Origin of the sequence: Nocardioides sp. Soil777 (assembly GCF_001428425.1) — a bacterium.
Lineage (GTDB): Bacteria > Actinomycetota > Actinomycetes > Propionibacteriales > Nocardioidaceae > Nocardioides > Nocardioides terrigena.
The window spans coordinates 72953-96746 of the sequence record NZ_LMSN01000021.1; the positions used below are offsets into that span (position 1 = coordinate 72953).

The 23794-nt window shown below is 70.1% G+C and carries 19 protein-coding genes; 12 read left to right on the forward strand and 7 right to left on the reverse strand.

Annotated features, from left to right (window positions below; translation table 11 throughout):
• Positions 1-9: 9 nt before the first annotated feature.
• The gene (locus tag ASG88_RS21745) at positions 10-774 is read right to left on the reverse strand and encodes a GntR family transcriptional regulator (RefSeq protein WP_056889556.1); all 765 of its coding nucleotides are present in this window, start codon (positions 772-774) and stop codon (positions 10-12) included.
• Positions 775-1144: 370 nt separating this feature from the next.
• Between ASG88_RS21745 and ASG88_RS21750 the strand changes: the two genes are divergently transcribed.
• The 11 genes from ASG88_RS21750 (at position 1145) to iolD (ending at position 13380) form a co-directional block, all read left to right on the forward strand.
• On the forward strand, positions 1145-2122 hold the full coding sequence (locus ASG88_RS21750; RefSeq protein WP_056889557.1) for a substrate-binding domain-containing protein: 978 nt from the start codon (positions 1145-1147) through the stop codon (positions 2120-2122).
• Positions 2123-2232: 110 nt separating this feature from the next.
• Entirely contained in the window at positions 2233-3348 is a 1116-nt protein-coding gene (locus ASG88_RS21755; protein WP_082600901.1) for an ABC transporter permease, read from the forward strand.
• Positions 3345-4166 carry an ATP-binding cassette domain-containing protein gene (locus ASG88_RS21760; RefSeq protein WP_056889559.1) on the forward strand — a complete coding sequence of 274 codons (822 nt, stop codon included), beginning with the start codon at positions 3345-3347 and terminating at the stop codon, positions 4164-4166. The genes ASG88_RS21755 and ASG88_RS21760 overlap by 4 nt, the downstream gene beginning before the upstream one ends.
• Positions 4167-4258: 92 nt before the next feature.
• Positions 4259-5755, forward strand: a complete 1497-nt coding sequence (locus ASG88_RS21765; RefSeq protein ID WP_056889560.1) for a CoA-acylating methylmalonate-semialdehyde dehydrogenase — start codon at positions 4259-4261, stop codon at positions 5753-5755.
• 16 nt (positions 5756-5771) lie between these two features.
• Entirely contained in the window at positions 5772-6695 is a 924-nt protein-coding gene (locus ASG88_RS21770) for a TIM barrel protein (RefSeq protein WP_056889561.1), read from the forward strand.
• 29 nt (positions 6696-6724) lie between these two features.
• Positions 6725-7732 (forward strand): Gfo/Idh/MocA family oxidoreductase, encoded by a 1008-nt coding sequence (locus ASG88_RS21775; protein WP_056889562.1) that lies wholly within the window; start codon positions 6725-6727, stop codon positions 7730-7732.
• Between the two features lie 33 nt (positions 7733-7765).
• Entirely contained in the window at positions 7766-8632 is an 867-nt protein-coding gene (locus ASG88_RS21780; protein WP_056889563.1) for a sugar phosphate isomerase/epimerase family protein, read from the forward strand.
• Positions 8626-9603 (forward strand): 5-dehydro-2-deoxygluconokinase, encoded by a 978-nt coding sequence (gene iolC / locus ASG88_RS21785; RefSeq protein WP_200956550.1) that lies wholly within the window; start codon positions 8626-8628, stop codon positions 9601-9603. The genes ASG88_RS21780 and iolC overlap by 7 nt, the downstream gene beginning before the upstream one ends.
• On the forward strand, positions 9600-10538 hold the full coding sequence (locus ASG88_RS21790; protein WP_056889564.1) for a hypothetical protein: 939 nt from the start codon (positions 9600-9602) through the stop codon (positions 10536-10538). The genes iolC and ASG88_RS21790 overlap by 4 nt, the downstream gene beginning before the upstream one ends.
• Positions 10535-11482: a 5-deoxy-glucuronate isomerase gene (gene iolB, locus ASG88_RS21795; RefSeq protein WP_056889565.1), complete on the forward strand. Its 948-nt coding sequence runs from the start codon at positions 10535-10537 to the stop codon at positions 11480-11482. The genes ASG88_RS21790 and iolB overlap by 4 nt, the downstream gene beginning before the upstream one ends.
• The gene (iolD, locus tag ASG88_RS21800; protein WP_056889566.1) at positions 11479-13380 is read left to right on the forward strand and encodes a 3D-(3,5/4)-trihydroxycyclohexane-1,2-dione acylhydrolase (decyclizing); all 1902 of its coding nucleotides are present in this window, start codon (positions 11479-11481) and stop codon (positions 13378-13380) included. Before iolB ends, iolD begins: the two co-directional genes overlap by 4 nt.
• Positions 13381-13398: 18 nt before the next feature.
• On the opposite strand, the gene ASG88_RS21805 is transcribed toward iolD, so the two are convergent.
• The 4 genes from ASG88_RS21805 to ASG88_RS21820 form a co-directional block, all read right to left on the reverse strand.
• Positions 13399-13611 (reverse strand): hypothetical protein, encoded by a 213-nt coding sequence (locus tag ASG88_RS21805; RefSeq protein WP_056889567.1) that lies wholly within the window; start codon positions 13609-13611, stop codon positions 13399-13401.
• 544 nt (positions 13612-14155) lie between these two features.
• Positions 14156-15469 (reverse strand): tyrosine-type recombinase/integrase, encoded by a 1314-nt coding sequence (locus ASG88_RS21810; RefSeq protein ID WP_200956551.1) that lies wholly within the window; start codon positions 15467-15469, stop codon positions 14156-14158.
• A gap of 232 nt (positions 15470-15701) precedes the next feature.
• Positions 15702-16835, reverse strand: coding sequence for an ankyrin repeat domain-containing protein (locus ASG88_RS21815; protein WP_056889569.1), 1134 nt, complete (start codon positions 16833-16835; stop codon positions 15702-15704).
• A 251-nt stretch (positions 16836-17086) separates the two neighbouring features.
• Positions 17087-17920, reverse strand: a complete 834-nt coding sequence (locus ASG88_RS21820) for an SAM-dependent methyltransferase (RefSeq protein WP_056889570.1) — start codon at positions 17918-17920, stop codon at positions 17087-17089.
• A 227-nt stretch (positions 17921-18147) separates the two neighbouring features.
• On the opposite strand from ASG88_RS21820, the gene ASG88_RS21825 reads away from it, so the two are divergent.
• Positions 18148-20244, forward strand: coding sequence for an ATP-binding protein (locus ASG88_RS21825; protein WP_082600904.1), 2097 nt, complete (start codon positions 18148-18150; stop codon positions 20242-20244).
• Positions 20245-20249: 5 nt separating this feature from the next.
• On the opposite strand, the gene ASG88_RS21830 is transcribed toward ASG88_RS21825, so the two are convergent.
• Both ASG88_RS21830 and ASG88_RS21835 read right to left on the reverse strand, forming a co-directional pair.
• Positions 20250-21389: a hypothetical protein gene (locus tag ASG88_RS21830; RefSeq protein ID WP_056889572.1), complete on the reverse strand. Its 1140-nt coding sequence runs from the start codon at positions 21387-21389 to the stop codon at positions 20250-20252.
• Positions 21386-23572 (reverse strand): multicopper oxidase family protein, encoded by a 2187-nt coding sequence (locus ASG88_RS21835; RefSeq protein ID WP_200956552.1) that lies wholly within the window; start codon positions 23570-23572, stop codon positions 21386-21388. The genes ASG88_RS21830 and ASG88_RS21835 overlap by 4 nt, the downstream gene beginning before the upstream one ends.
• Between the last annotated feature and the right edge of the window lie 222 nt (positions 23573-23794).

A 23794-nucleotide genomic window follows, 5' to 3' on the forward strand; every position in this document is an offset into this window, starting at 1 on the left:
GGTGGAGCGTCAGGGCTTGAGGAGGTGGGTCTCGAAGCTGTAGCGGCTCGCCGCGTAGATGTGGTCGCCATACTCCACGATCGCGCCATGGTCGTCGTAGGTGACCCGCTGCATCGTCAGCAGTGCAGCGCTGCGTGACTCGTCCAGGAGGCGGGCCTCCGCGGCCGTGGCATTGCGCGCGCCGACGAACTGCGTGGCGGAGTGCAACTGGATCCCCCTGCCTCGCATCAGCTCGTAGAGCCCGTGGGTCTCGAGCTCGGGGCCCTCGAAGGCACCCACGCTCTCGGGGAGGTAGTTGGTCATCTTGGCGATGGGGGTCTCGCCGGCGCTACGGAGCCTCACAATCTTCAGCACCGGGATCCCGACGGGGCTGCCGAGACGGAGCGCGATGGCGTCGTCGGTGGTGACGGTCTCCACGTCTAAGACCCGGGTGGTGGGCGACTGGCCGGACCCGGCCAGGTCGTCGTACAGGCTGGTGAGCTCCATCGGTCGGCGCACCTTGGGCTGCACGACGCGGGTCCCGATGCCACGGCGCCTCACGATGAGGCCCTTGTCGACCAGGTGCTGCATGGCGCGGCGCATCGTCGGGCGTGAGAGGCCCAGGCTCTCGGCGAGCTGGATCTCGTTCTCGAAGTGGCTCCCGTTGGGGATCTCGCCCGACTCGATGGCTCGCTCAAGGTGCTGGGACACCTGGTAGTAGAGGGGCACCGGGCTGCTGCGGTCGATGACGAAAGCGTCGATGACCGTCTGCACGTCCTGACCTTGATGGGGCACTTAGTCAGTATGTCATTACGAACTATCTGTAGGTCAATGATCCTCCCCGTGCACTTTGTCGCGCTCGGCGGCCGGTCGTACGGACGAGGGGCGGCTACGCGGCTGTCGCGGGCGGACGATCTGCTGAGCGTCCAGTGAGAGCAAACAACAGAATGTTAGAACAAAGTATTGACAGGCCCTGAGCGTGAGAGTCATGATCCTGTGACGGGCGCCACACGGCCCCCAACCTTCAGCCCCAGGTCGTCTCGGATCGGCAGTGCCACTCCCGGCCGGGCCCAACAAAGGGAGCATTCCTGTGTCACACCTGACAACTTCCACCAGCCGTCGGTGGCGCCGCACGGCGCTCACCGTTGGTGCTGCATCCGTCCTGATGCTGGCGACCGCGTGCTCGGGTGCCGACGACTCCTCCGGCGGCGGCGGCAGTGCCGGCGGCCTCGAGGACGGGTTCGGCAGCATCGCCGAGAACCGCGACGTCTACTTCCTGACCTACTACGACCCGGCCTCGGACGCCTTCTGGAACCAGATCCTCACCGGCGCCAAGGACGCGGCGGAGCTCGGTGGTCTCGAGATGACCCACCAGACGACCGACGGCACCGACCCGGCCAAGATGACCGACCTCATCAACTCGGCCATCGCGACCGAGCCGGCCGCCATCTTCGTGCCCTTCAACGACCCGGCCTGGGAGGGCGCCGCGTGTGAGGCGTCCGACGCCGGCATCGCCGTCTTCGGGTTCAACGTGCCCGCCTCGGCAGAGGCCGCGGACAACGGGTGCGTCAAGGCGTTCGTCGGCCAGGACTTCTTCCAGGTCGGCCAGTTCGTCGGTGAGCGGCTGATGGAGGAGGTCGACCTGGCCGAGGGCGACAAGGTCATGTGCCCGGCCGAGGAGCCCGACCAGCAGTACGCCATCCAGCGCGGCGGCGGCGTCGAGGAGGCCCTCAAGGCCGTCGGCGTGGAGTGTGACTACCTGCGTACCTCGGGCGAGGACGGCGAGGCGCTCAACTCGATGCAGAGCTACCTGACGGCCAACAAGGACGTCAAGGCGATCGTCCCGCTGGGCGGCACCCCGCACCGCAACGCGGTCGCCGCCGAGGACGCCGCCGGCGTCGAGGTGCCGATCATCGGGTTCGACACGTCCCCTCAGGTGATCGACGGCATCAAGAGCGGCCGCATCATCGCGACCGCCGACCAGCAGGGCTACATCCAGGGCTACCAGACCGTGATGCAGGGCGTGCTGTTCCTGGACTTCGGCCTCAGCCCCGCCGACATCAACTCCGGCGGCAACGCGCTCATCGACGAGACCAACGTGTCGGTGCTCGAGGACGAGGGCCTGCAGGGCGTGCGCTGGTGAAGCACGTCCGCTGAGGACACCCCGGGTACGACCGGGCTGGGCACCCGGCCCGGTCGTACCCCCACCAGAAGCCAGCCAGAGGCACCACCTCCGGACGAGGAAGAGGAACCATGACGATCAAGACACCCGAGGAAGCGAGCAGCAGCGCTGGGGGCACGTCCTCCGAAGCGTTGTCCCTCGCTCTCGAGGAGCAGTCGCCCACGCGGCGCCGGCTGGCGGACAGCCAGCCCACCACGACCATGGGCAAGCTCAAGGACAACATCTACTACATGCGCGGTCGCGGCGCGCTGGAGATCAGCCTGGTCTACGGGGCCATCCTTCTCGCGTTCGTGGTCTACGCCGTCGCCAACCCGACGGGTTTCCCGTTCCTGGACTCCAACAACCTCTCCGGGACCCTGTCCCAGGCCATCCCCGTCCTCGCCATCTTGGCGATCGGCGTCGGCGTGCTGATGATCGCCGGCGAGTTCGACCTCTCCGTCGGCGCGGTGATCGGGCTGTGTGGCGTGGTCTTCGTCAAGACGAGCAACTCGATGGGGTGGCCGTCGGCCTTCGCGATCACGATCGGTGTCGGCATTGCGGTCATGCTGGTCAACGGGCTCATCGTCGTCTACAGCAAGATCCCCTCCTTCATCGCGACCCTGGGCATGAGCTTCTTCTGGACCGGCGCGAGCATCTACGTCAACGGGCTCAGCCCCGCGACCTTCGACCCGGGCGTCCGCTCCGAGAACTTCATCAACGTGTTCGCCGGCGACTACGGCTACTTCCGCTCGCAGTTCGTCTGGATGGTCGTCCTCGGCATCGTCGGCTGGGGACTGCTGCACCGCCACCGCATCGGCAACAGGGTGTACGCCGTCGGCGGCAACGCCGCCGCCGCAGCGGCTGTCTCCATCAAGCCGCGCGTGGTGCGTCTGCAGGCGTTCGCCTTCCTGGGCCTCATGGTGGGCATCGCTGCGGCCCTCCTGGTGGCCCGCAGCTCGGGCATGCAGCCGGGCACCACCGCCGACTACACGCTGCTGGCCGTGGCCGCGGCAGTGGTGGGGGGATGTTCTCTCACCGGTGGTCGCGGCTCGGTCTTCGGAATGATCATCGGCGCCGCGCTCATCGAGACGATCCGCAACGGCCTGATCCTGGGCAAGGCGCCCGGCTTCTACGTCCAGCTGTTCCTGGGCCTGGCGATCGTCGTCGCCGCGGTCTTCAACAAGTTCATGGAGGGCAAGGCGACATGACGATCATCGAGCAGGATCAAGTCTCGGCCAGCGAGGCGCCCCCGACCGAGGAGCTGTTGCGCCTCGAGAAGGTGACGAAGAACTACGGGCCCAACACGGTGCTCAAGGACGTGTCGTTCTCGATCGGCAAGGGCGAGGTCGTCGGCCTGCTCGGGGACAACGGCGCCGGCAAGTCCACGCTGGTCAAGATCATGTCGGGTGTCGTCCCGATGAGCAGTGGCGACTACTTCTGGGACGGCCAGCACATCGAGAAGGTCAACCGGCCCGTGACCGAGACCCTGGGTGTGGAGACGATCTTCCAGGACTCTGCACTCGTGCCCACGATGTCGATCACCCGCAACATCTTCGCCGGCCGCGAGATCGCCAACAGGTTCGGCTTCATGAAGATCAAGCAGATGGACGCCATCACCACCGAGATCCTCGACAGCGTGGTGTCCATCGAGGGCATCAAGTCCGCCAAGCAGCTCGTGGGTTCACTCTCGGGGGGCCAGGCACAGGCCGTCGCCATTGCGCGTGCCGTGCACTTCAAGCGCTCCCTGCTCATCCTGGACGAGCCGACCAGTGCGCTCGCAGTCCGCGCCACCGAGGCGCTGCTCAACTACCTGCTCGCGCTCAAGGCCGAAGGTGTCAGCTCCGTGCTGGTCACCCACAACCTGCACCACGCGTTCAAGGTCTGTGACCGGCACATCGTCATGAACCACGGCAAGAAGATCCTCGAGGTACGCCGCGAGGACACCAGCGTCGAGGAGCTCACCGCGGCCGTCGTCGAGGGAGCCGAGGGCGTCCGGCGCTTCCGAGCAGGCAAGGCGCTCGCCTAGACGGACCCTGGCCCCTCGGCCGCCGTCGAGGGGCCCGGTCCCGGCACGCACGTTTCGGAGAACACACACATGCGAGAGACACGAGGAACCACGTGAAGACCATCGAGCACTGGATCGCTGGCAAGAGCACCCCCGGGAGCTCCGACCGCACCGCCCCCGTTTTCAACCCGGCCACGGGCGCGCAGCAGGCCGAGGTGGTGCTTGGCTCCGTGACCGACGTCGAGTCGGCCATCACCGCCGCCAAGGACGCGTACGTCGAGTGGTCGCAGACCTCCATCAGCAAGCGCACCAAGGTGCTCTTCGCCTTCCGCGAGCTGGTCAACGCCCGGGCCGACGAGATCGCCGAGCTGATCACCGACGAGCACGGCAAGGTCCTCTCGGACGCCCTCGGGGAGGTTCAGCGCGGGCTCGAGGTCGTCGAGTTCGCCTGCGGGATCCCCTCCCTGCTCAAGGGCGACTACTCCGACCAGGTGTCGACCGACGTCGACACCTTCTCGTTCCGCGAGCCCCTCGGTGTCGTCGCCGGCATCACCCCCTTCAACTTCCCGGCCATGGTGCCGATGTGGATGTTTCCCGTCGCGATCGCGTGCGGCAACACGTTCGTCCTCAAGCCGAGCGAGCGCGACCCCTCCGCCTCGATCCGGATCGCCGAGCTCTGGCAGGAGGCAGGCCTGCCCGACGGCGTGTTCAACGTGGTCCACGGGGACAAGCTGGCCGTGGACACGATCCTCGACTCACCCGACGTCGCGGCCGTGTCCTTCGTGGGCTCGACCCCGATCGCCCGCTACATCCACGAGCGGGGCACCGCCAGCGGCAAGCGGGTCCAGGCCCTGGGGGGTGCCAAGAACCACGCCATCATCCTTCCTGACGCCGACGTCGACTTCGCGGCGGACCACCTCGCCGCCGCAGCCTTCGGCTCCGCCGGCGAGCGGTGCATGGCCATCTCCGCGGCCGTGGCCGTCGGAAGTGCTGCCGACCGCATCGTCGAGGCGGTCAACCAGCGCGCTCGAGCCGTCAAGGTCGGCTCTGGTCGTGACTCCAGCAGCGAGATGGGCCCGGTCGTTACCCGCGAGGCGCAGCAGCGCATCGTCGGGCTGATCGACACGGGGGAGACCCAGGGCGCGTCGATTACGGTCGACGGACGCGGCTACGAGGTCCCCGGCCACGAGGACGGCTTCTTCGTCGGACCCACCGTGATCGACCACGTCACCACTGACATGGACGTCTACCGTGAGGAGATCTTCGGTCCCGTCATCTCGGTCGTCCGGGTCGACGACGTGGACGAGGCCATCGCGCTCATCAACGCCAACCCCTACGGGAACGGCACGGCGATCTTCACCTCCAGTGGTGAGTCGGCCCGTCGCTTCCAGCGCGGGGTGCACGTGGGGATGATCGGGATCAACGTGCCCGTCCCGGTCCCGATGGCCTTCTACTCCTTCGGCGGCTGGAAGGACTCACTCTTCGGCGACAAGCACGTCCACGGTCCCGAGGGAGTGGGCTTCTACACCCGGGCCAAGGTGGTCACCGCGCGCTGGCCGCGGGCCAGCCACGCCAGCGACGCCAGCTTCCACTTCCCGACTTCCAAGTGACCACGGAGACACCGTCATGAGTGACCTTTCCCAGCTCCGCCTCGGCACCGCCCCCGACTCCTGGGGCGTCTGGTTCGCCAGTGACCCCCACCAGGTGACGTGGGACGTCTACCTCGACGAGATCGCCCGGGTCGGCTACGTATACACAGAGCTCGGCCCCCAGGGCTTCATGCCCCAGGACCCCGAGCAGCTCAAGGACGAGCTCGACCAGCGGGGACTGACGGTCTGCGGCGGCACGGTCTTCGCCGGCTTGCACCAGGGGGCGGAGGCGCTCGACAAGGCGATCGTCGACTTCGGTCGCGAGGCCAGGCTGCTCGCGGCCGTCGGCGCGGAGTACCTCGTGCACCTCCCGGAGCAGTACACCGACATGCGCACCGGGGAAGCCACCGAGGCCGGGGACATCGACCCTGAGCAGTGGAAGAACCTCGTCACCGGCACCGACCAGCTCGCGAAGATCATCTACGAGGAGCACGGCGTCAAGCTCGTGTTCCACCCGCACGTCGACACCCACGTCGACACCCAGCAGCGCATCGAGCGCTTCCTGAGCGACACCGACCCGACCCTGGTCAACCTGTGCCTCGACACGGGGCACATCGCCTACTGCGAGGGCGACAACATCGAGATCGTCGAGCGTTTCCCCGACCGGGTGACCTACGTGCACCTCAAGTCCGTCGACCCGGTCGTCCGGGCCCGCGCGCTCGCGGAGCAGATGCCGCTCTCCGAGGCGGTCAAGCTCGGCGTGATGTGCGAGCCGCCGTACGGCGAGCCGGACATGCCACCGCTCCTCGACGCCCTCGGGACGCTCGACCGCGAGATCTTCGCCGTGATCGAGCAGGACCTCTACCCCGTCACCCCCGACGTCCCGCTGCCGATCGGCGCCCGCACCGCGGGCTACTACGTCGGGTGCGGCCTCGGCCCCGTCCGGCGCTGGCCCTACTGACCACCCAGACCAGAGAGAGAAGGATTGACATGACGCTGCGAGTCGGAGTGATCGGCACCGGCATGATCGGCCAGGACCACATCAGGCGCCTCACCGAGGTGCTGTCCGGCGCGGAGGTCACGGGTGTCACCGACGCCAACCGCGAGGTGGCCGAGGAGGTGGCGTCGAGGCTCAAGAACGCCTCGGTGCACGCCACCGGCGAGGACCTCATCGCCGCCGACGACGTCGACGCGGTGCTGGTGTGTTCCTGGGGCCCCACCCACGAGACCTACGTGCTGGCAGCCATCGCAGCGGGCAAGCCCGTCTTCTGCGAGAAGCCCCTGGCCACGACGCCCGAGGCCTGTCGCAACATCATCGACGCCGAGGTGGCGTTCGGTCGACGGCTCGTGCAGGTCGGCTTCATGCGTCGGTACGACGCTGCCTACCGGTCCCTCAAGGCCGTCATCGACTCGGGTGAGGTCGGTGCGCCGCTGATGTACTACTCCGGTCACCGCAACCCCTCGGTCCCGGACACGTACACCCGGGACATGGCGATCGTCGACACCGCGGTGCACGACTTCGACGTAAGCCGCTGGCTGCTGGGGGAGGAGTTCGCGGCTATCCGCGTCATCGCCGCCAAGCCGAACCGCCACGGCGGCGACCTCCAGGACCCGCTGCTCATGATCCTGGAGACGGAGTCCGGGGTCCTGGTCAACGTCGAGACCTCCGTCAACATCAAGTACGGCTACGACATCCGGGGCGAGGTCGTCGGCGAGGACGGCACTGCGGCCCTCGCCGACCGCGGACACGTGATCCTGCGCAGCGCCAGCCGGGTGGGCGTAGCCGTGCCCGAGGACTGGCGTGAGCGCTTCATCGCCGCCTACGACGTCGAGTTCCAGGAGTGGATCCACGCCCTGGCCTCGGGTGAGGGCGCCAGTGGCCCGAGCGCGTGGGACGGCTACGCCGCCCAGGTCGTGTGCGACGCGGGGGTCAAGGCGCTCTACAGCGGCGAGCGCGTCGAGATCGAGCTCGGCGACAAGCCCGCGCTCTACAGCTGACCTGCCCCGACCCGAGACACCGAGAGGCACCTGATGAAGATCGCGATCGACCCGTACATGTTCCGGAGCACTCCGTTGCTGGAGCTGCCGGCGCTCGTCGCGGAGCTGGGCTTCGAGTACATCGAGCTCTCACCCCGTGAGGACTTCACGCCCTTCTTCCTGCACCCGCGCGCCGACGACGGCACGGTCAAGGCCTTCAAGAACGCCCTGGACGCCGCCGGCGTGAAGGTCGCCGCACACCTGCCCCTCTACCGCTGGTCCGGCCCCGACGAGGACGAGCGACAGGCCGCGGTCCGCTACTGGAAGCGCGCCATCCAGATGACGGTCGACCTGGACTGCCAGATCATGAACTCCGAGTTCAACGGCCGCCCCGAGCAGTCCAGCCTCAGCGAGGCGATGTTCTGGAAGTCGATGGAGGAGCTGCTCCCTGTCTTCGAGCGGGAGGGCGTCCAGCTCCGGCTGGAGCCCCACCCGGACGACTTCGTCGAGGACGGACTCGTCGCCGTCGACATGATCCGCGGCATCAACTCACCCCTGGTCTCGTTCCTCTACTGCGCGCCGCACACCTTCCACATGGGCGGCAACATGGTCGAGATCATGGAGCACGCAGGACCGCTCATGACCCAGCTGCACCTGGCGGACTCGTTCGACCACACCGGTTCGTCCGGGCTGCGCTACATCACCAACCCGCCCGGCAACACCGTGCGGGTGCACCAGCACCTCGACATCGGGCAGGGCGAGGTGGACTGGGACCTGTTCTTCGAGACGCTCGGCCGGCTCGGCTTCGGCGAGGGTGAGGACAACGTCATGACGTCCTGCGTCTTCGCCTGGGAGGACCGCGCCCGCGAGTCCAGCCTGTTCATGCGCGAGACGATCGAGAAGCACGTGGGGTCGTGGTGAGCACCGTGTCCGGCCTCGACCTGCTCACGGTGGGCCGCGTGGGCGTGGACCTCTACCCCGAGCAGACCGGTCCCCTCAAGGACGTGACCACGTTCCGCAAGTTCCTCGGCGGGACCGCCACCAACGTCGCGGTCGGCGCCGCCCGACTCGGCCACCACACGGCCGTGCTCACCAAGGTCGGGCCGGACGGCTTCGGCGACTACGTGCGCGAGGCGCTCGCCGGCTTCGGCGTGGACGCGTCGTACGTCGGCACCGCCGAGCACCTGCTGACGCCTGTGGTGTTCTGCGAGCTCGACCCGCCCGAGGACCCGCCGCTGCTCTTCTACCGGATGCCCGTCGCGCCGGACCTCACCCTCACGGCCGACGACGTCCCCTGGGACCTCGTCCGCGACGTCGCGATCCTGTGGGTGACCGGCACCGGGGTCAGCGTCGAACCCGCGCGGAGCACCCAGTTCGACATGCTCGAGCACCGTGGCCGCCCAGCCGCCGGCTCCGGTCGGTGGACCTGTCTCGACCTCGACTGGCGGGCGATGTTCTGGCCCTCCCCGGAGGATGCGCGGGAGGAGTACGACCAGATGCTCGACTCGGCGACCGTCGTGGTCGGCAACCGTGCCGAGGTGGAGGTCGCCGTCGGCACCGCCGATCCGCACGAGGCTGCCACTCGTCTCCTCGACCGTGGGGTCGAGCTGGCGCTGGTCAAGATGGGTGGCGAGGGCGTGCTCGTCGCCACCCAGGACGACCGACGCGTCGTGCCGCCCCACCCTGTCGAGGTCGTGTGCGGCCTCGGTGCCGGCGACGCCTTCGGCGGCGCGCTGGTGCACGGTCTCCTGTCCGGCTGGGAACCCGTCCGGATCGCCGAGTACGCCAACGCTGCGGGAGCCGTCGTCGCCTCCCGCCTCGCCTGCGCAGACGCCATGCCCACCGCGGCGGAGCTCGATGCTCTCGTCGCCACCCGAGGAGCCTCCGCATGACCGCCACCGCAGACATCCGTGTTCCGTACCTCAGCGACGCCCAGTGGGAGGGCCTGCTCACGACCAGGGCCACCGACCCCCGTGCGGTGTCCAAGGCGTACGCCGCGCGGCGTCGCCCCACCGGCCTCCTCTCGGAGCGGGGCACCATCTTCCTCGTCGCCGCCGACCACCCCGCCCGTGGCGCGCTCGCGTCCGGCGGCGACGCCATGGCCATGGCCGACCGGCGGTCACTGCTCGCCCGCCTCGTCGAGGCGCTGGAGCACCCCGACGTCGACGGCGTCCTCGGCAGTCCCGACATCGTCGAGGAGCTGCTACTACTCGGCGCCCTTGAGGGCAAGGTGGTCATCGGCTCGATGAACCGCGGTGGGCTGGACGGCGCCACCTGGACGATGGACGACCGGTTCACCGGCTACGACGCCGCGAGCATCGCGGCGTGCGGCCTCGAGGGCGGCAAGATGCTGCTGCGGATCGACGACCGCGACCCCTCCACAGCCGGCACCCTCGAGGGATGTGCGCTCGCGGTGGGCGAGCTCGCCGCCCTCGGGCTCGTCGCGATGGTCGAGCCGCTGCCCTACCACCGGTCCGACGACGGTTCGCTGCGCCTGCTCAAGGACACGCCAGCCCTGGCCCGGGCCATCACCATCGCCAGTGCGCTGGGCACCACCAGTGCACACACCTGGCTGAAGATGCCGTCGTGCGACGACCCGGAGGCCGTGTTCAACGCCACGACCCTGCCGTGCGTCGTGCTCGGGGGAGTGCCCAGCCCGGAACCGGACAAGGATCTCGAGTCGTGGGGCCGGGCCCTCAAGCAGCCCACCGTGCGCGGACTCGTGGTGGGCCGGGCCCTGCTCTACCCGCCCGACGGCGACGTGCGCTCCGCGGTCGCCGCCGCCGCGACCGTACTGCGCGTCGCCCACGGCGAGGCGCCGCAGTGAGCCTGCACCGCTCCTGGCTCGGTGAGGACGACGACGACACCGTCGTCGACCTCACCCCCGAGGACGCCGGCTGGACGTGGACCGGGATCGCGGTGCTTCGCCTCGCGCCCGGCGTGCTGCGCACCGTGCGGACGGGGGGCTCCGAGGCGTTCGTACTGCCCCTGTCCGGCGGCGCGGTCACGGTCGACGTCCTCGATGGGGACGGAGTTCCCCTCGGCTCTTACACGCTGACCGGCCGGACCTCGGTCTTCGACGCGGTCACCGACTTCGCGTACGTCGGTCGCGACAGCGTCGTGCACCTCACCAGCGACGACGGGGCCGAGGTCGCCCTGCCCACGGCACGCTGCACCAAGGTGCTGCCGCCGGCGTACGGTCCTGCGGCCGACGTGCCGGTCGAGGTGCGCGGCGCCGGCAACGCGACCCGTCAGGTGACCAACTTCGGCGTGCCCGGGGTCTGGGACCACGCCGACAAGCTGGTCTGCTGCGAGCTGATCACGCCCCCCGGCAACTGGTCGAGCTACCCGCCGCACAAGCACGACGCGAGCGCTCCCTGCCCCGTGGTCAACGAGGAGATCTACTACTACCGGATCGCCGGAGCCGACCAGGTGACCCCGTCCCGGGTCGGCTTCGGCTACCACCGTACCTACACCGGTGCCGAGCACGAGGACGCTGGGCTCGCGGCACTCGACGAGCTGATCGAGGTGCGCGACCACGACGTCGTGCTCGTGCCTCACGGCTATCACGGGCCGTGCATCGCGGCGCCCGGCTACCCCATGTACTACCTCAACGTGATGGCCGGACCCGCCGAGGAGCGAGCCCTGGCGTTCTGCGACGACACCGACCACGCCTGGGTGCGGGACAGCTGGGCCGACATGGCGCAGGATCCCCGGTGTCCGGCCACCTCGGCATCGGGCCGGATCACCCCAAGGAAGGACCCGTCATGACGACCGTTCGCCTCACCACCGCGCAGGCACTGGTCCGCTGGATGATCGCGCAGCGCTCACAGCTGCTCGACGGCAGCGAGGTGCCGCTCTTCGCCGGAATCTTCGGGATCTTCGGGCACGGCAACGTCCTCGGCCTCGGCACCGCGTTGCACGACGTGCGCGACGAGCTGCCCACCTGGCGAGGCCAGACCGAGCAGGGCATGGCGCTCGCCGCCGTCGCCTACGCCCGTGCCACCGACCGCCGCCAGGTGATGGCCGCGACCAGCTCGGTCGGACCAGGGGCACTCAACATGGTCACCGCGGCGGGCCTCGCGCACGCCAACCGGCTCCCGGTGCTGCTGCTCCCCGGGGACACCTTCCACGGCCGCGCGCCCGACCCGGTGCTGCAGCAGGTCGAGCACTTCGGCGACCCCACCACGTCGGTGAACGACGCCTTCCGTCCGGTGGCCCGCTACTTCGACCGGATCACCCGCCCCGAGCAGCTGCTCGCCTCGCTGCCCCAAGTGGCCCGTGTGCTCACCGACCCGGCCGACGCCGGCCCAGTCGTGCTCGCGCTGCCGCAGGACGTCCAGGTGGAGGAGTACGACTTCCCTGTCGGCATGTTCGAGCCTCGACTGCACGCCGTACCCCGCCCGCGCGCCGACCGCGACGCGCTCGCAGCCGCGGTCGACATCCTCCGGACGGCCGAGCGCCCCCTGCTCGTCGTCGGGGGAGGGGTGCGCTACTCCGGCGCCGCCGCCGAGGCGCTCGCCTTCGCCGAGACACACGGCGTGCCCGTGGTCGAGACGGTCGCGGGCCGGACGCTCGTCCCACACCAGCACCGTCTGTACGGCGGGGCGCTCGGCATCATCGGCGCCACCTCGGCCAACAACCTCGCCGCCGCGGCCGACGTCGTGCTCGCCGTCGGCACCCGGCTGCAGGACTTCACCACGGCATCGTGGACCGCCTTCTCACCGGACGTTCGGATCGTCACCGTCAACGCCGCACGCTTCGATGCGGTGAAGCGCAACGCCCACGCCGTGGTCGGGGACGCCAAGGAGACGCTGACCGAGCTCTCGGGTGCCCTGGACGACTGGGTCGCCGCGACCGACTGGTCGGCGACCGCCGCGGAGGAGAAGGCGGGCTGGGACGAGCACGTCGACGGACTGAGGCTCGGGACCGCGCCCGACGGTGCGCTCACCTACGCGCAGGTCGTGGGCATGGTCAGCGACGCCAGCACGCCCGACGACTACGTGCTCACCGCGTCCGGCGGGATGCCGGGGGAGCTGCACGGCGGCTGGCGCACCGGCGACGTGAAGCCCGACGCCGGCGCCACCTCAGGGGCCACCATGGACCTGGAGTACGGCTTCTCCTGCATGGGCTACGAGGTGGTCGCCCCGTGGGGCGCCTCGATGGCCCGCGCGCAGACCCACCCGGACGGCGTGGTCACCGCCCTGTTCGGCGACGGCTCCTACCTGATGCTCAACTCCGAGCTCTACTCGGCGGCCTTCGCCGGGCACCCCTACGTCGCGGTCCTGTGCGACAACGGCGGCTTCGCGGTCATCCACCGGCTGCAGACCAATCAGGGTGCCGAGGGGTTCAACAACATGCTCGCGGACTCGCGCGGCCCCGGTGCGGACGGCAGCGTCCGGGTCGACTTCGCCGCCCACGCCCGGTCGCTGGGCTGCCTGGTCGAGGACGTGCCGGCCGGTGCCGGGATCGACGAGCTCCGGGCGGCGTACCTGCGTGCGCGACAGGCGGCCAAGGACTCGCAGCGCCCGGTCGTGGTCGTATGTCGCACCCACCCCTCGACCTGGACCGAGGCCGGCTCGTGGTGGGAGACCGGGGTCCCGGCGTCGCTGTCCGGAAGGGCGGCGTACGACGAGGCCAAACCCCGCCAGGTGCGGTGGCTGGACTGACCCAGCGGGTGGCGTGGGTCAGCCGATCCGCGTCATGGTCTGCAGGGCCATACGGCGCAGCGGGTTGAGGCCGGGGTCGCGCAGCTCCTGCAGGCGACGAGCCTTCGCGTCGTACGACGCACCCAGGCGGGCGGCGGTGGCGTGGTCCTCCTGCGCGAGGGCGCGGTGGATGGACTCGGCGTAGCGGTGCTCCAGGGACGAGAGCTTCTGGTCGACTACGGTGGGGGACATGGGTGGTCTCCGTCATCTGTGGGGGTCGGTACGACAAGCCTCCCGGGTTTGTTGGAACGATCCAAGGCGGCGGCACCATGACCTTGCGCACAGGGTCGCTACCGCCGCACCGCTGCGGTCCACTGACAGGGGCTATCGGCTCGAAGGTGCAACGTCATGTCGGGACTAGCAGAACATCGGCCGTTCGACTCACGCACTCGAGTGACAGGAATCAACGCAGGTTCCTGACCATTCCTGGGACCGGCCGAACGGCGGAGGACGCCTGACGAAATTCCGTGGATACTCCGGCGAAGCAACGGATATCTCGCCGGATCGTGCCGGAAGTGATCGGACTCCTTGGAGGTCGGCGGACCGCATCTGTGCAGGTGAGAGCGGGTTCTCCACCCGATTGTTGTGCGGTCCCGAGGCCCTCGTCTGTAGTGATTAGGTCGTCGCGATTCCAACAGGGGGGCTCTGATCCGCAACCGCCTGATCCGTAGTCAGATGCTCGACGGTTTGTTCGGAGCGTCGAAGCGGGACGACTAACCGGAGTTGCGTGCCTCGCCTACGACTGCTCCGTGCTAGGTGTCCATCCGCGGGCTTCGGAACGTTTGCGCGCTAGTTCGGCCAGGCGGCTCGAGGCGGCCTGTTGATATCGCATGGCCGCTTGGCTGGTCGAGTGGCCACCGAGTGCCATGAGCTCGGCAAGGGTGGCGCCGTGTCGGGCTGCCTCGGTGAGGGCGCCGTGCCTGAGGTCGTGGAAGCGGAGGTCTTCTCGTCCGGCGAGGCGGCGGGCTTCGTACCAGCCCCAACCCTTCGTGTCGGTCTTGCCGCGGCGCTTCTTCGTGGCCTTGCCGTAGAACGCGCTGGGGGAGAGGTGCTCAGCGCTGCGGCCGGGGAACATGAGGCCCTTCGCCCCGGGAGCCGCATGACGTGCCTTGTGGTCAAGCACGGCGTCGAGGATGTCCGGCGGGATGGGCACGTCGCGGATTCCGGCATCGCTCTTGGGGGTTTTGGCGATGACCCCTGCCGACCTGGAGCGGACGACGCCTCGGCGTACGCGGATGACGGCGTTCGTGGTGTCGACGTCGGAGCGCCGCAGCTCGGCGAGCTCCCCGAAACGCAGTGCACAACCGTCGGCCAACAGGACCATGAGCTGATGGCGCTCGGGCATCGCCGCGACGATGGTCGCAACTTCCTGTGCTGTGGCCGGTCGAATCCTGCGTTGGCTTCTCGAGGAGCCACCACCGGCGATGCCGCACGGGTTGAATGCGACGAGCGGTCGGCCGCTGTTCTTGGTCGGGTCGGCGGCGGTCCTCATGATCGCTCGTAGGAGTGAGTACGCGTGGGCCTGGTAGGTGGGGGTGCCGACGGCAGCGGTGTCGTACCAGTTGGCGACGGCCTCGGGGGTGATGGCCCTGAGCTCGACGTTGTTGAAGGTGGGAAGGATGAAGCGGTCCAGGAGCTCTTGGTAGTGGTCGCGGGTCCGGTCCGCCAGGGGCCTGCCCTTCACCTTGCGTGCGGCCAACCATCGGGGCGCGTACTCGCCCATCGTCGGAGCCTTCTCGCGGCGATGATTGAGACGAGCGGCGGGGGAGATCCAGTCGCCGCTCGTGATCAGTCGCCGTTCGTCCACGAGCCAGGCCTCTGCGTCGGCTCGGCTCGTGAAGGTGTGCGGAGCATTGTGACGAACGATGTGGCCCGCCTCGGTCCGATGCCCGTCGGGGTCCGCGTACCGCGCTCGATACCGGCCGCTGGGCAGCTTGATGATCTGCCCGAAGTTGCGGCGCTCTGCTGCCTTTGCCACAGCGACGGTGCCCCTTCTCGTGTCCACTACGTGTCCACCAGAAGGGTATTCGTGTCCAAAGAGGTCCAGCAAGAACGCGCGTCACTGGACGCGATAACCGCAGGTCAGAGGGCTAATTGGCTGCTCAGGGGCAATGTCCGAAAAGAGCTAGATTACTGGTTCGAACCCAGTATCGCCCACCAACCATGAACCGCCTCTGACCTGCTGATCAGCAGGTCGAGGCGGTTTTTTGCTGTGGGGCGGGTGCGACGGGCGCTCCGACCGAGCTGGATGTCGGGAGGTGTCGGCGAGCTCGACGCCAGGCTCAGCCTGAGCGGCGGCGCAGGATGGAGGCGAGCCGGTCATGGTCGCGGCGCTGGGCGTGCTGCAAGGGGGTCACGCCGTCGCGGTCGGAGATCGTGGGGTCGGCTCCGGCGTCGAGGAGGATGCGCACGATCTGCTGGTGCCTGCGTCCCCCGTCGCCGAGGATGACTGCTTCGAGCATGGCGGTCCAGCCGAGATCGTTCACGTGGTCGAGGTCCACGGAGGTCTTCACCACGCGTCGTACGTAGTCGACGTGGCCGCGTTCGCTGGCGGGGATCGGGGACAGGCCGCCGAAGCGGTTGCGGATCGTCAGGTCGGGGCCGGCCGGCAGGAGTGCCTCGAGCATCGCCACGCTCCCCGTCACGCCCGTGACGAGCCAGGGGGTGTGGTGGCGCTCGTCCAACGCGTCGGGATCTGCGCCCATCGCGACGAGGAGCTCGGCCACCGCCACCCGGTCGAAGGTCGAGGCGAGGAGGAGGGCGGTGCGATCGCGCTCGTCGCGCGCCTCGATGTCGGCGCCGGCCCGCAGCGCGACGGCGACGGCGTCGGCGTCACCCGCCTCCGCCGCCCGCAGCAGCCCGGCGTCCGGGGCGTCGGGACGATCGGCGGTCGTCACCGTCCGCAGGATGCGCTCCAGACCGCGGTGGCTCCGTGCGACGGCCATCTCCAGGGGGGTCAGTCCCGCGGACGGCGAGGTGAGGTCGAGCTGTACGCCGGCCGCCGCCAGCACCCGCACGGTGGTGGCGTAGGACGGCGTGTCCTCGCCGAGCCAGACCGCCTCGTGGATGGCCTGGTAGCCGATCCGGTTGACGTGGTCGCGGTCGATGCCGGCCCGGAGCAGCTCGCCGACGACCAGCCCGTGTCCGCGTTCGGCGGCGCGGATGAGGCCGGTGCCGTTCCAGCTGTCCTTGTCGTCGACCTTCGCGCCGTTCTGCAGCGTCAGGCGGAGCAGGTCGAGGTGTCCCTCGCTGGTCGCGATGAGGTAGGCCGACTGCTCGGTGTCGTCCTTGGCGTTGACGTCGGCACCTTGCGCGACGAGTCGCCTGGCCAGGGCAACGTCGTTGTCCCAGGCGGCATCCCGCAGCCGCTCGTCCAGGGCGGCCTGCTGCTCGGCGTCGGGGGTGGGGTCGCGCACGGTCTCATCCTTCCCGGAAGTCGTGCTGACCGTGGGTCGGGGCGTCGCGGTGGCCGCCGTCCGCTCGACCGTCGTCGACCGCGGGGACGCGGCGGGGTCGTCACCCCCGCACGCGCCCACGAGGAGCGCGAGCGGGAGAGCGGCGACCGCCGCGCGAGTCCTCACCTGGGCGGGCGCAGCCCGAAGGGGGATCACCGCACGAAGGAGTGCCTGCCGCGCCGCAGTCCCCAGTCGTGCACTTCCGCTCATCGTCACGACCCGCGGACGAACCGGAGCAGGCGGTAGGCGAGGAGTCCTTGCCGGTGGCACCGCTGAAGGGCGTCCCCACCCACCATCGACTGTGCCCACACCGAACGGCTCCTGAGCCGGCGGAGCACCGGCTGGGCAGCACGGACGAGCCGGTCGCGCGGCCGGCCCAGGCGTTGCAGCGACGAGAGGTCCCGAGACACTTGCAGGTCCAGCCCTGCTGCGGCGGCGAGTCGGGCGGCCTCGGGCTCGGAGAGCAGCGTCGCCATGTGCCAGCCGTCACGGACGTCGCTGAGTCGTGGGTCGGAGGGGGCACAGAGGCGGAAGTCGTCGATGACGACGAGGGCTCCCCCCGGTCGAAGTGCCCGAGCGGCCTCGCGGAAGAACGCTGCGGCCGGATCGGCGTGGACGAACGACTCGATGGCGACGGCCAGGTCGAAGCCCGTGAGCTCGTGCGGCAGGTCGGTGAAGTCGGCGGTCCGGAACCGGACGCTTCCCTGAAGCCGCTCGTTGCGTGCTGCGAACCGCTGGGCCAGCCGGACCTGTGCGGGGCTGATGGACACACCGACGACCTCGACCGGTCGGCGTTGCGCCAGGTGGAGGGCCGTCGTGCCCACCCCGCAGCCGAGGTCCAGCACCCGTGAGTCCGCCGGTCCCAGCTCGTCGAGGACCAGGGTGTGCGCGTGGTGCACCGCCTCGTCGGCCGAGGTGACGCCGGGCCCCCAGAGCTCACGGTGGATCGCGCGCTGGTTTCCGCTGACCAGGAACTTCCAGGTGTTCGCGTCGTAGTAGTGACGAACGCGTGCCCCCGTCGCCCCGGCGTCCTGGTGACCTGTCATCGCACATCTCCTTCGCGACCACCGGCCCGGCGTGCTCGACGGCCGGGTCGCTGGTGCCACGGTATCCATCGGCCCCGACCGCGGGCGAGCGGTGGCGGTAGGTCCTCTCGAGGCGGCCGTGCTGTCCCCGGGGACGGGGCCCGGTCCTCGGACGCGGACCGGGCCCCGTTCTGCGAGGATGCCGCCATGAGGCCACCCACCCCGACCGGCCGGTCGGCGGCGTCGCGGTGAGCTCGCCGGGACGGCTGCGGGAGGGCGGGGCGAGGGGCTGGTCGACCGCCCCCCACGCCTGGGTGCTCTGGTGGGCGGCCGCCCTGGTCGTCGTCTTCTTCCTGGCGTCCGCGTCGGTCTGGCTCGCGCCTCCTCAGAGCAGCGTCGCCGCGTGGTGGCCGGCCTCGGGCGTCGCGGTGGCGCTGGCGCTGTGGACGCGTCGCGACCGGCTGCCGCTGACCGTGCTCGGGATCGCGGTGGTGACCACCCTGGCCAACATCTGGGGCGGCAGGCCCTGGGAGACCGCGGTGGGCTTCGGCGTGGCCAACGCGTGCGAGGTGGTGGTGGTCGCCTCGTTCTACCGGGGTGCCTCGACTCCGCCGGGCTTCTCCCGCCTCCCCGACCTCGGCCGACTCGTGCTGGCGGCCGCCTGCGGCGCCGGCGCCGCCGCTGTCGTGGCAGGCGTGACCGTGGCCGGGCTCGACCCGTCGGCCTCCGTGACGATGCGGGCCGTCTTCGCGTCGCACGCGGCCGCCATCTTGATCATCGTCCCGATGACCATGGCCCACCTCCCCACGCGTGGGCACGCGTCTCGCCAGGAGCTCGTGGTCCAGTCGGTCGTGCTGGCACTCGTGGTCGGAGCCGTCTTCGGCACCAAGGGTGAGCTGCCACTGGCCTTCGCGCCCATGCCGGTCCTGGTGTGGGGAGCCGCCCGCTTCGGGGTCCGCATCGCGGCCGCGCAGCTCCTGCTCTCGGGGATCGCGATGTCCCTGCTCACCACGGCCGGCCGGGGTCCGTTCCCCTACGCCGTGGCGAGCCTGGACTACCCGCCCGAGACGGTCGGGACGCTGCTGCAGGCCGCGCTGGTGGCCTCGGCGCTCGTCTCCCTGCCTGTCGCCCTGCTGACCGACGAGCTGGCCGCGTCCCTCACGCGAGCCCGCACGAGCGCCGAGACCCTCGAGGGGGTCATGGAGGCCGCGACCCAGACCGCGATCATCACCACGGACCCGGTCGGCAACGTCACCTCGTTCAACGCCGGCGCGGAGAACCTGCTGGGCTGGACGGCCGCGGACGTCGTCGGCCACGCGACCCCGGCCTGGTGGCACGACGCCGACCAGCTCGACCGCAGGGCGTCGGAGGCCGGCATGGCGCCGGGCCTCCGCGTGCTGGTGGCGCCGCTCGAGGGTGACTCGGCTTCGGACCGTCGTGACTGGGTCTGGCGGACGCGCACGGGGGAGGAGCTCATCGTCTCGCTGCGCGTGTCCCCGCGCCACGACGCCGAGGGGCGGCGCATCGGGTGGCTCGGCATCGCGGAGGACGTCACCCGCAACCGGCGGGCCGAGCAGGTCCTGCGGTCGGCCCTGGACCGCGAGCGGGACGCGGGGCAGCGCCTCGTCGAGCTCGACCGGGCCAAGACCGACTTCATCGCATCCGTGAGCCATGAGCTCCGGACCCCGATGACGAGTGTCATCGGCAACCTCGAGATGCTCCTGGACGACTCGCTCGGAGCCACGTCGCCCGCGCAGCGACTCGCGCTGCAACGCACCGATCGCAACGCCCGCCGGCTGCTCATGATGCTCGAGGAGCTGCTCCTCCTCTCGCGCGTGGAGGACGGCACCTTCGACCTGCGGGTGCGTCGTACGGACCTGGTCGAGGTCGTGGAGCAGGCGCTGCACACCCTGGACGTCGCCCGAGGCAGGTCGGGCGTCGAGGTCGAGATCCATGCGCCGGGTGAGCAGGTCGAGCTCGACGCCGACGCCGAGCAGGTGGAGCGTGCGGTGATGAACCTCGTGTCGAACGCCCTCAAGTTCACCCCCGCCGGAGGTCGCGTGGACATCCGGGTCCGGGACGAGGGGGCGACCGTGTCGGTGAGCGTCAGCGACACGGGCGTCGGCATCGCTCCCAAGGACGTGGATCGCCTGTTCGACCGCTTCTACCGGGCGCCGTCAGCCGTCCGGGAGGCCGTGCCGGGGACCGGCCTCGGGCTCTCGATCGTCAGGGCCATCGCCGAGCGGCACCACGGCAGCGTCACGGTCGACTCGCGCCCGGGGCAGGGGAGCACGTTCACCGTGCGACTGCCCACGACGCAGGGTGACGAGCCCGCTCCTGCGTGACGCCCTCACCCGGGGACGTGGCCGGTGCCGCTGGTGAGGTCGAGCCAGTCGAGGCCGCTGCCGCCCAGGCCGAGCGCGGTGACGGCGAGGAGCGCGACGAGGGCGATGAGGGTGACGTCGAGCGTGAGCACGGGACGGCCCGCGAGGGGGTGGCGGCGGTGCCAGGCCCACGACCCGACGAGCACCAGCGTCGCGAGCTCGAGGCTCCCGGCCGCGAGGTCGGCCACACCCAGGGACTCGACGGCGCCTGCGTCCGGTCCCGAGGGGATCCCGACCGTGCGGGACCACAGCCAGATCGCCAGGGGGACGGCGCTCACCAGCGCTGCCGTCGTCCACGAGACAGGGCCGCCGTGGTGCACGACGGCGGCCGCGGTGCCCGCCTGGACACACGCCAGCGCCACGAAGAACGCGCCCGCCACCGGCCACTCCGACGCATGGTCCGGAACGACCGCGGCATGCAGGACCGCCGCCCCGACGAGTGCCGAGGCGAGCACGGCCGTCCCCCCGTCCCGGCGGTGGACCCCGCTGAGGCGGTGACCAGGTCGTGGGTGCCCGGACCGGTCGAGGCGAAGTCGGCCGCCGAGGAGCGCGGTGACCCAGCCGACGACCACCAGGTTCGTGGCCAGGATGAGCGCGCTGCCGAGACCCAGCGACTTCAGCTGCAGGACGGCCGTGCTCGTGCGCTGCGAGTCCAGGCAGTCCACGACGCAGCTCCCGTGAGACGTGTGCCCCAGCAGCGTCAGCTCCAGCCGGTAGTCGTAGAGGGAGCTGGCGGCCAGCGCGAGCACGCCGACCAGAGTGCCGACGCCCACGAGCACGAGTGCCGTGGCGACCCGTGGCCGGCCGTCGGCCGCAGCGGTCGGGACGCGTCGACGGCGTACGACGCGGACGCAGAGCACCGCGGCGACGTAGGTGGGGAGCAGCAGCGTCGATTCGCGGACCCAGTCGGTGAACGGATCGGAGGTGCGCTCGATGGCACCGGCGACCTGACGCAGCGACACCACCCAGAACATGTCCGCGAACGCCATCGAGGCCGCCAGCCCGAGGACGGTGAGCCACGCGACATCTCGCGTCCCGTCGTACACCCTCGGCTGCACGACCTCGGGCCGCACCACCGCCGGCGACGGGCGGCCGACGGAGGTCATGGCGTGATCGACCAGCCGAACATCATGGAGTGGTCCTCGTGCGCCAGGTTGTGGCAGTGGGCGACGTAGGGCCCCACGAAGTCGCGGAACCCGCGGTACACGACGACCGATCCGTTCGGGTCCAGGGAGGCGAGGTCCTCGCGGGAGACGTCGTCGGGGTGACCGCTCTGCGGGGTGGTGGTCACGTCGCGGCCGTTGCGCATCACCGTGCGGTGCTCCTCCATGTGCAGGTGGAACGGGTGCACCCAGCCGCCGCCCCCGTTGCGGATCTCCCAGAGGTTGAAGCTGCCCATGCGCTGCTCGGCGAGGGGCCTCCGGCCGGCCGGGTTCCTCAGGCTCCGCGCGACGCTGTCCGGCTCGAACGGCTCGCCGTTGATCAGCCACTCGGTCTCTCCCCCCAGCGCGCCGCGCTTGACCTCGAAGATCAGCCGGTTCGGCATCAGGTCCTTCCAGCGCGGGGGCAGCGGGGGCAGGGGACGCAGCACGCGCGGGACCTGGCTGTCGTCCGGCGCCGTGTCGCCGATGACGAACTTCAGGATCGGGACCTTGTACGCCGCGTCGGGTGACGAGCGGGAGGAGCTCTCCCACATCCGGCCGTCGGGCATCTTCATCACGTTGGTCAGGTAGACGACGTCCCCCTTCGTGGTGGGAGACCCGTCGAGATATCGCGTGAAGTCCACGACCACCTCGCGACGCTTGGCGGGCCACAGCTCGAAGCTGTCCCGCACCAGCGGGAAGGGGAGCAGCCCGCCGTCCGAGGCGATCTGCGTGAAACGCATGCACTGCTGGCCGTCAGGGATCCGGTACTGCCCCTGGAGCTCGTCGTCGACGTACCCCAGGGAGGCCGCCGAGCGTGGACCCTGGGTGGAGCTCATCAGGGCCAGCTCGTAGATCCGGGCGACGGACGCGTCCAGGAACCGGAAGCGGTACTTGCGCCGCTTCACCTGCAGCACCGGGTAGGCCACACCGTTGACGCCGAAGACGTCCCCGACGAACCCGTGGTTCGGGAAGTGCTTGAAGAACGTCGTGCCCCACCACTCCGGGTGCTCGGCGGGGTTGCCCGTCCCCGGGAAGTCGCCCTGGGTGTCGTGGATGTCGTGGTGCGGGGTCACGCCGTCGTCGAGGCGCAGGTCGTGCAGGGCCAGGGGGATGTCGTAGGCCACGTCGAAGGCCCCGTCCGGACGGTCCGTCCGGACCCCGGGCAACCGGAGCCCGCGCCGCTCGTCGCCCATGTCCGTCCCGTTGGACGGGTCGTAGATCGGGTAGAGCCCGACCATGCCCTTGTAGACGTTGGACCCGGTGTGGTCCATCCGGTGGTCGTGGAACCAGAAGAAGCTCTGCTTCTCCCGCTCGTCCCCACCGGCGGGCCAGTTCAGGTAGAGGTTGTCGACCCAGCTGCCGGGCAGGTAGCCCATCCTCCGGGGACCCATCGTCATCGCGTAGTGCGGGTTGCCGTCGCTCTCGGGCGCGGTGTGCCCGTTGTGCAGGTGGGTGAGGAACGACCAGTCCGGTGCCCCGAAGTCCTGGCGGTCGAGGTCGTAGGGGTTCTCGTCGAGCCGGTTGACGAAGCGGACCAGGACCGGCCTGCCGTACTCCGCGTTGATCATCGGCCCCGGGAAGGTGCCGTTGAACCCGTAGATCGTGCTCGGCGGGAGAGTCCGCTCCGTGCCGGGGGCGAAGACGCGGCCCTCGCGGTCGAAGGACTCGGTCGGTCTGCCCTCGCCGTCGATGGGGAGGACCTTCGACGTGGTCCAGGAGTGCGGGCGCACCAGCAGCTCGATGTGGTAGACGATCGGGTCCGGGTAGCCCACCTGGGAGGGCCACTTCTGGTGCCGTTCGTTGCGCAGCGAGCTCTGCTCACCGAGTCCCGGGCCCGGGGGGAGGCTCCAGCCCCTGACGTCCGACAGGGCCACCGGGGTTAGTGCGCGGGGCACGGGCAGCTGGTCCTGGAACGGGTGCAGGATCAGCGGACTGATGGGGAAGTGCTCGGTGTAGAACACTGCGTCGGCCAGTGCGGTGCCGACGGCGGAGAAGACGCCGTCGGGGGTCAGGAGTCCACGCTGCGCCAGAAGGGGACTCCAGGCGGCGTGGGAGGAGACTCCGAGGAGGCCGGCCGTCCCCAGCGCCCCGGTCCTCAGGAAGAGTCGGCGAGACACCTGGGCAGTCGGTTCCTCCGGGCTCACGATGCCTCCTCGACCTCACGGGACGCCGAGACGGGGCCGGACGAAGGCGCCCCGGATGGTCCGGGCCTTGGAGCTCCGAGACCGGCCGCCGGACTCTCGGGACGCTACTCGCGGCCGCTTGGGCTTCCCTTGGACCGGGAGGCCAGGGGCACGATGTGCGCGTCCTGTGGGACACGGACGGTGCGTCAGGGTAGTCTTGACGAGGCGGGTGAAGGACTACCC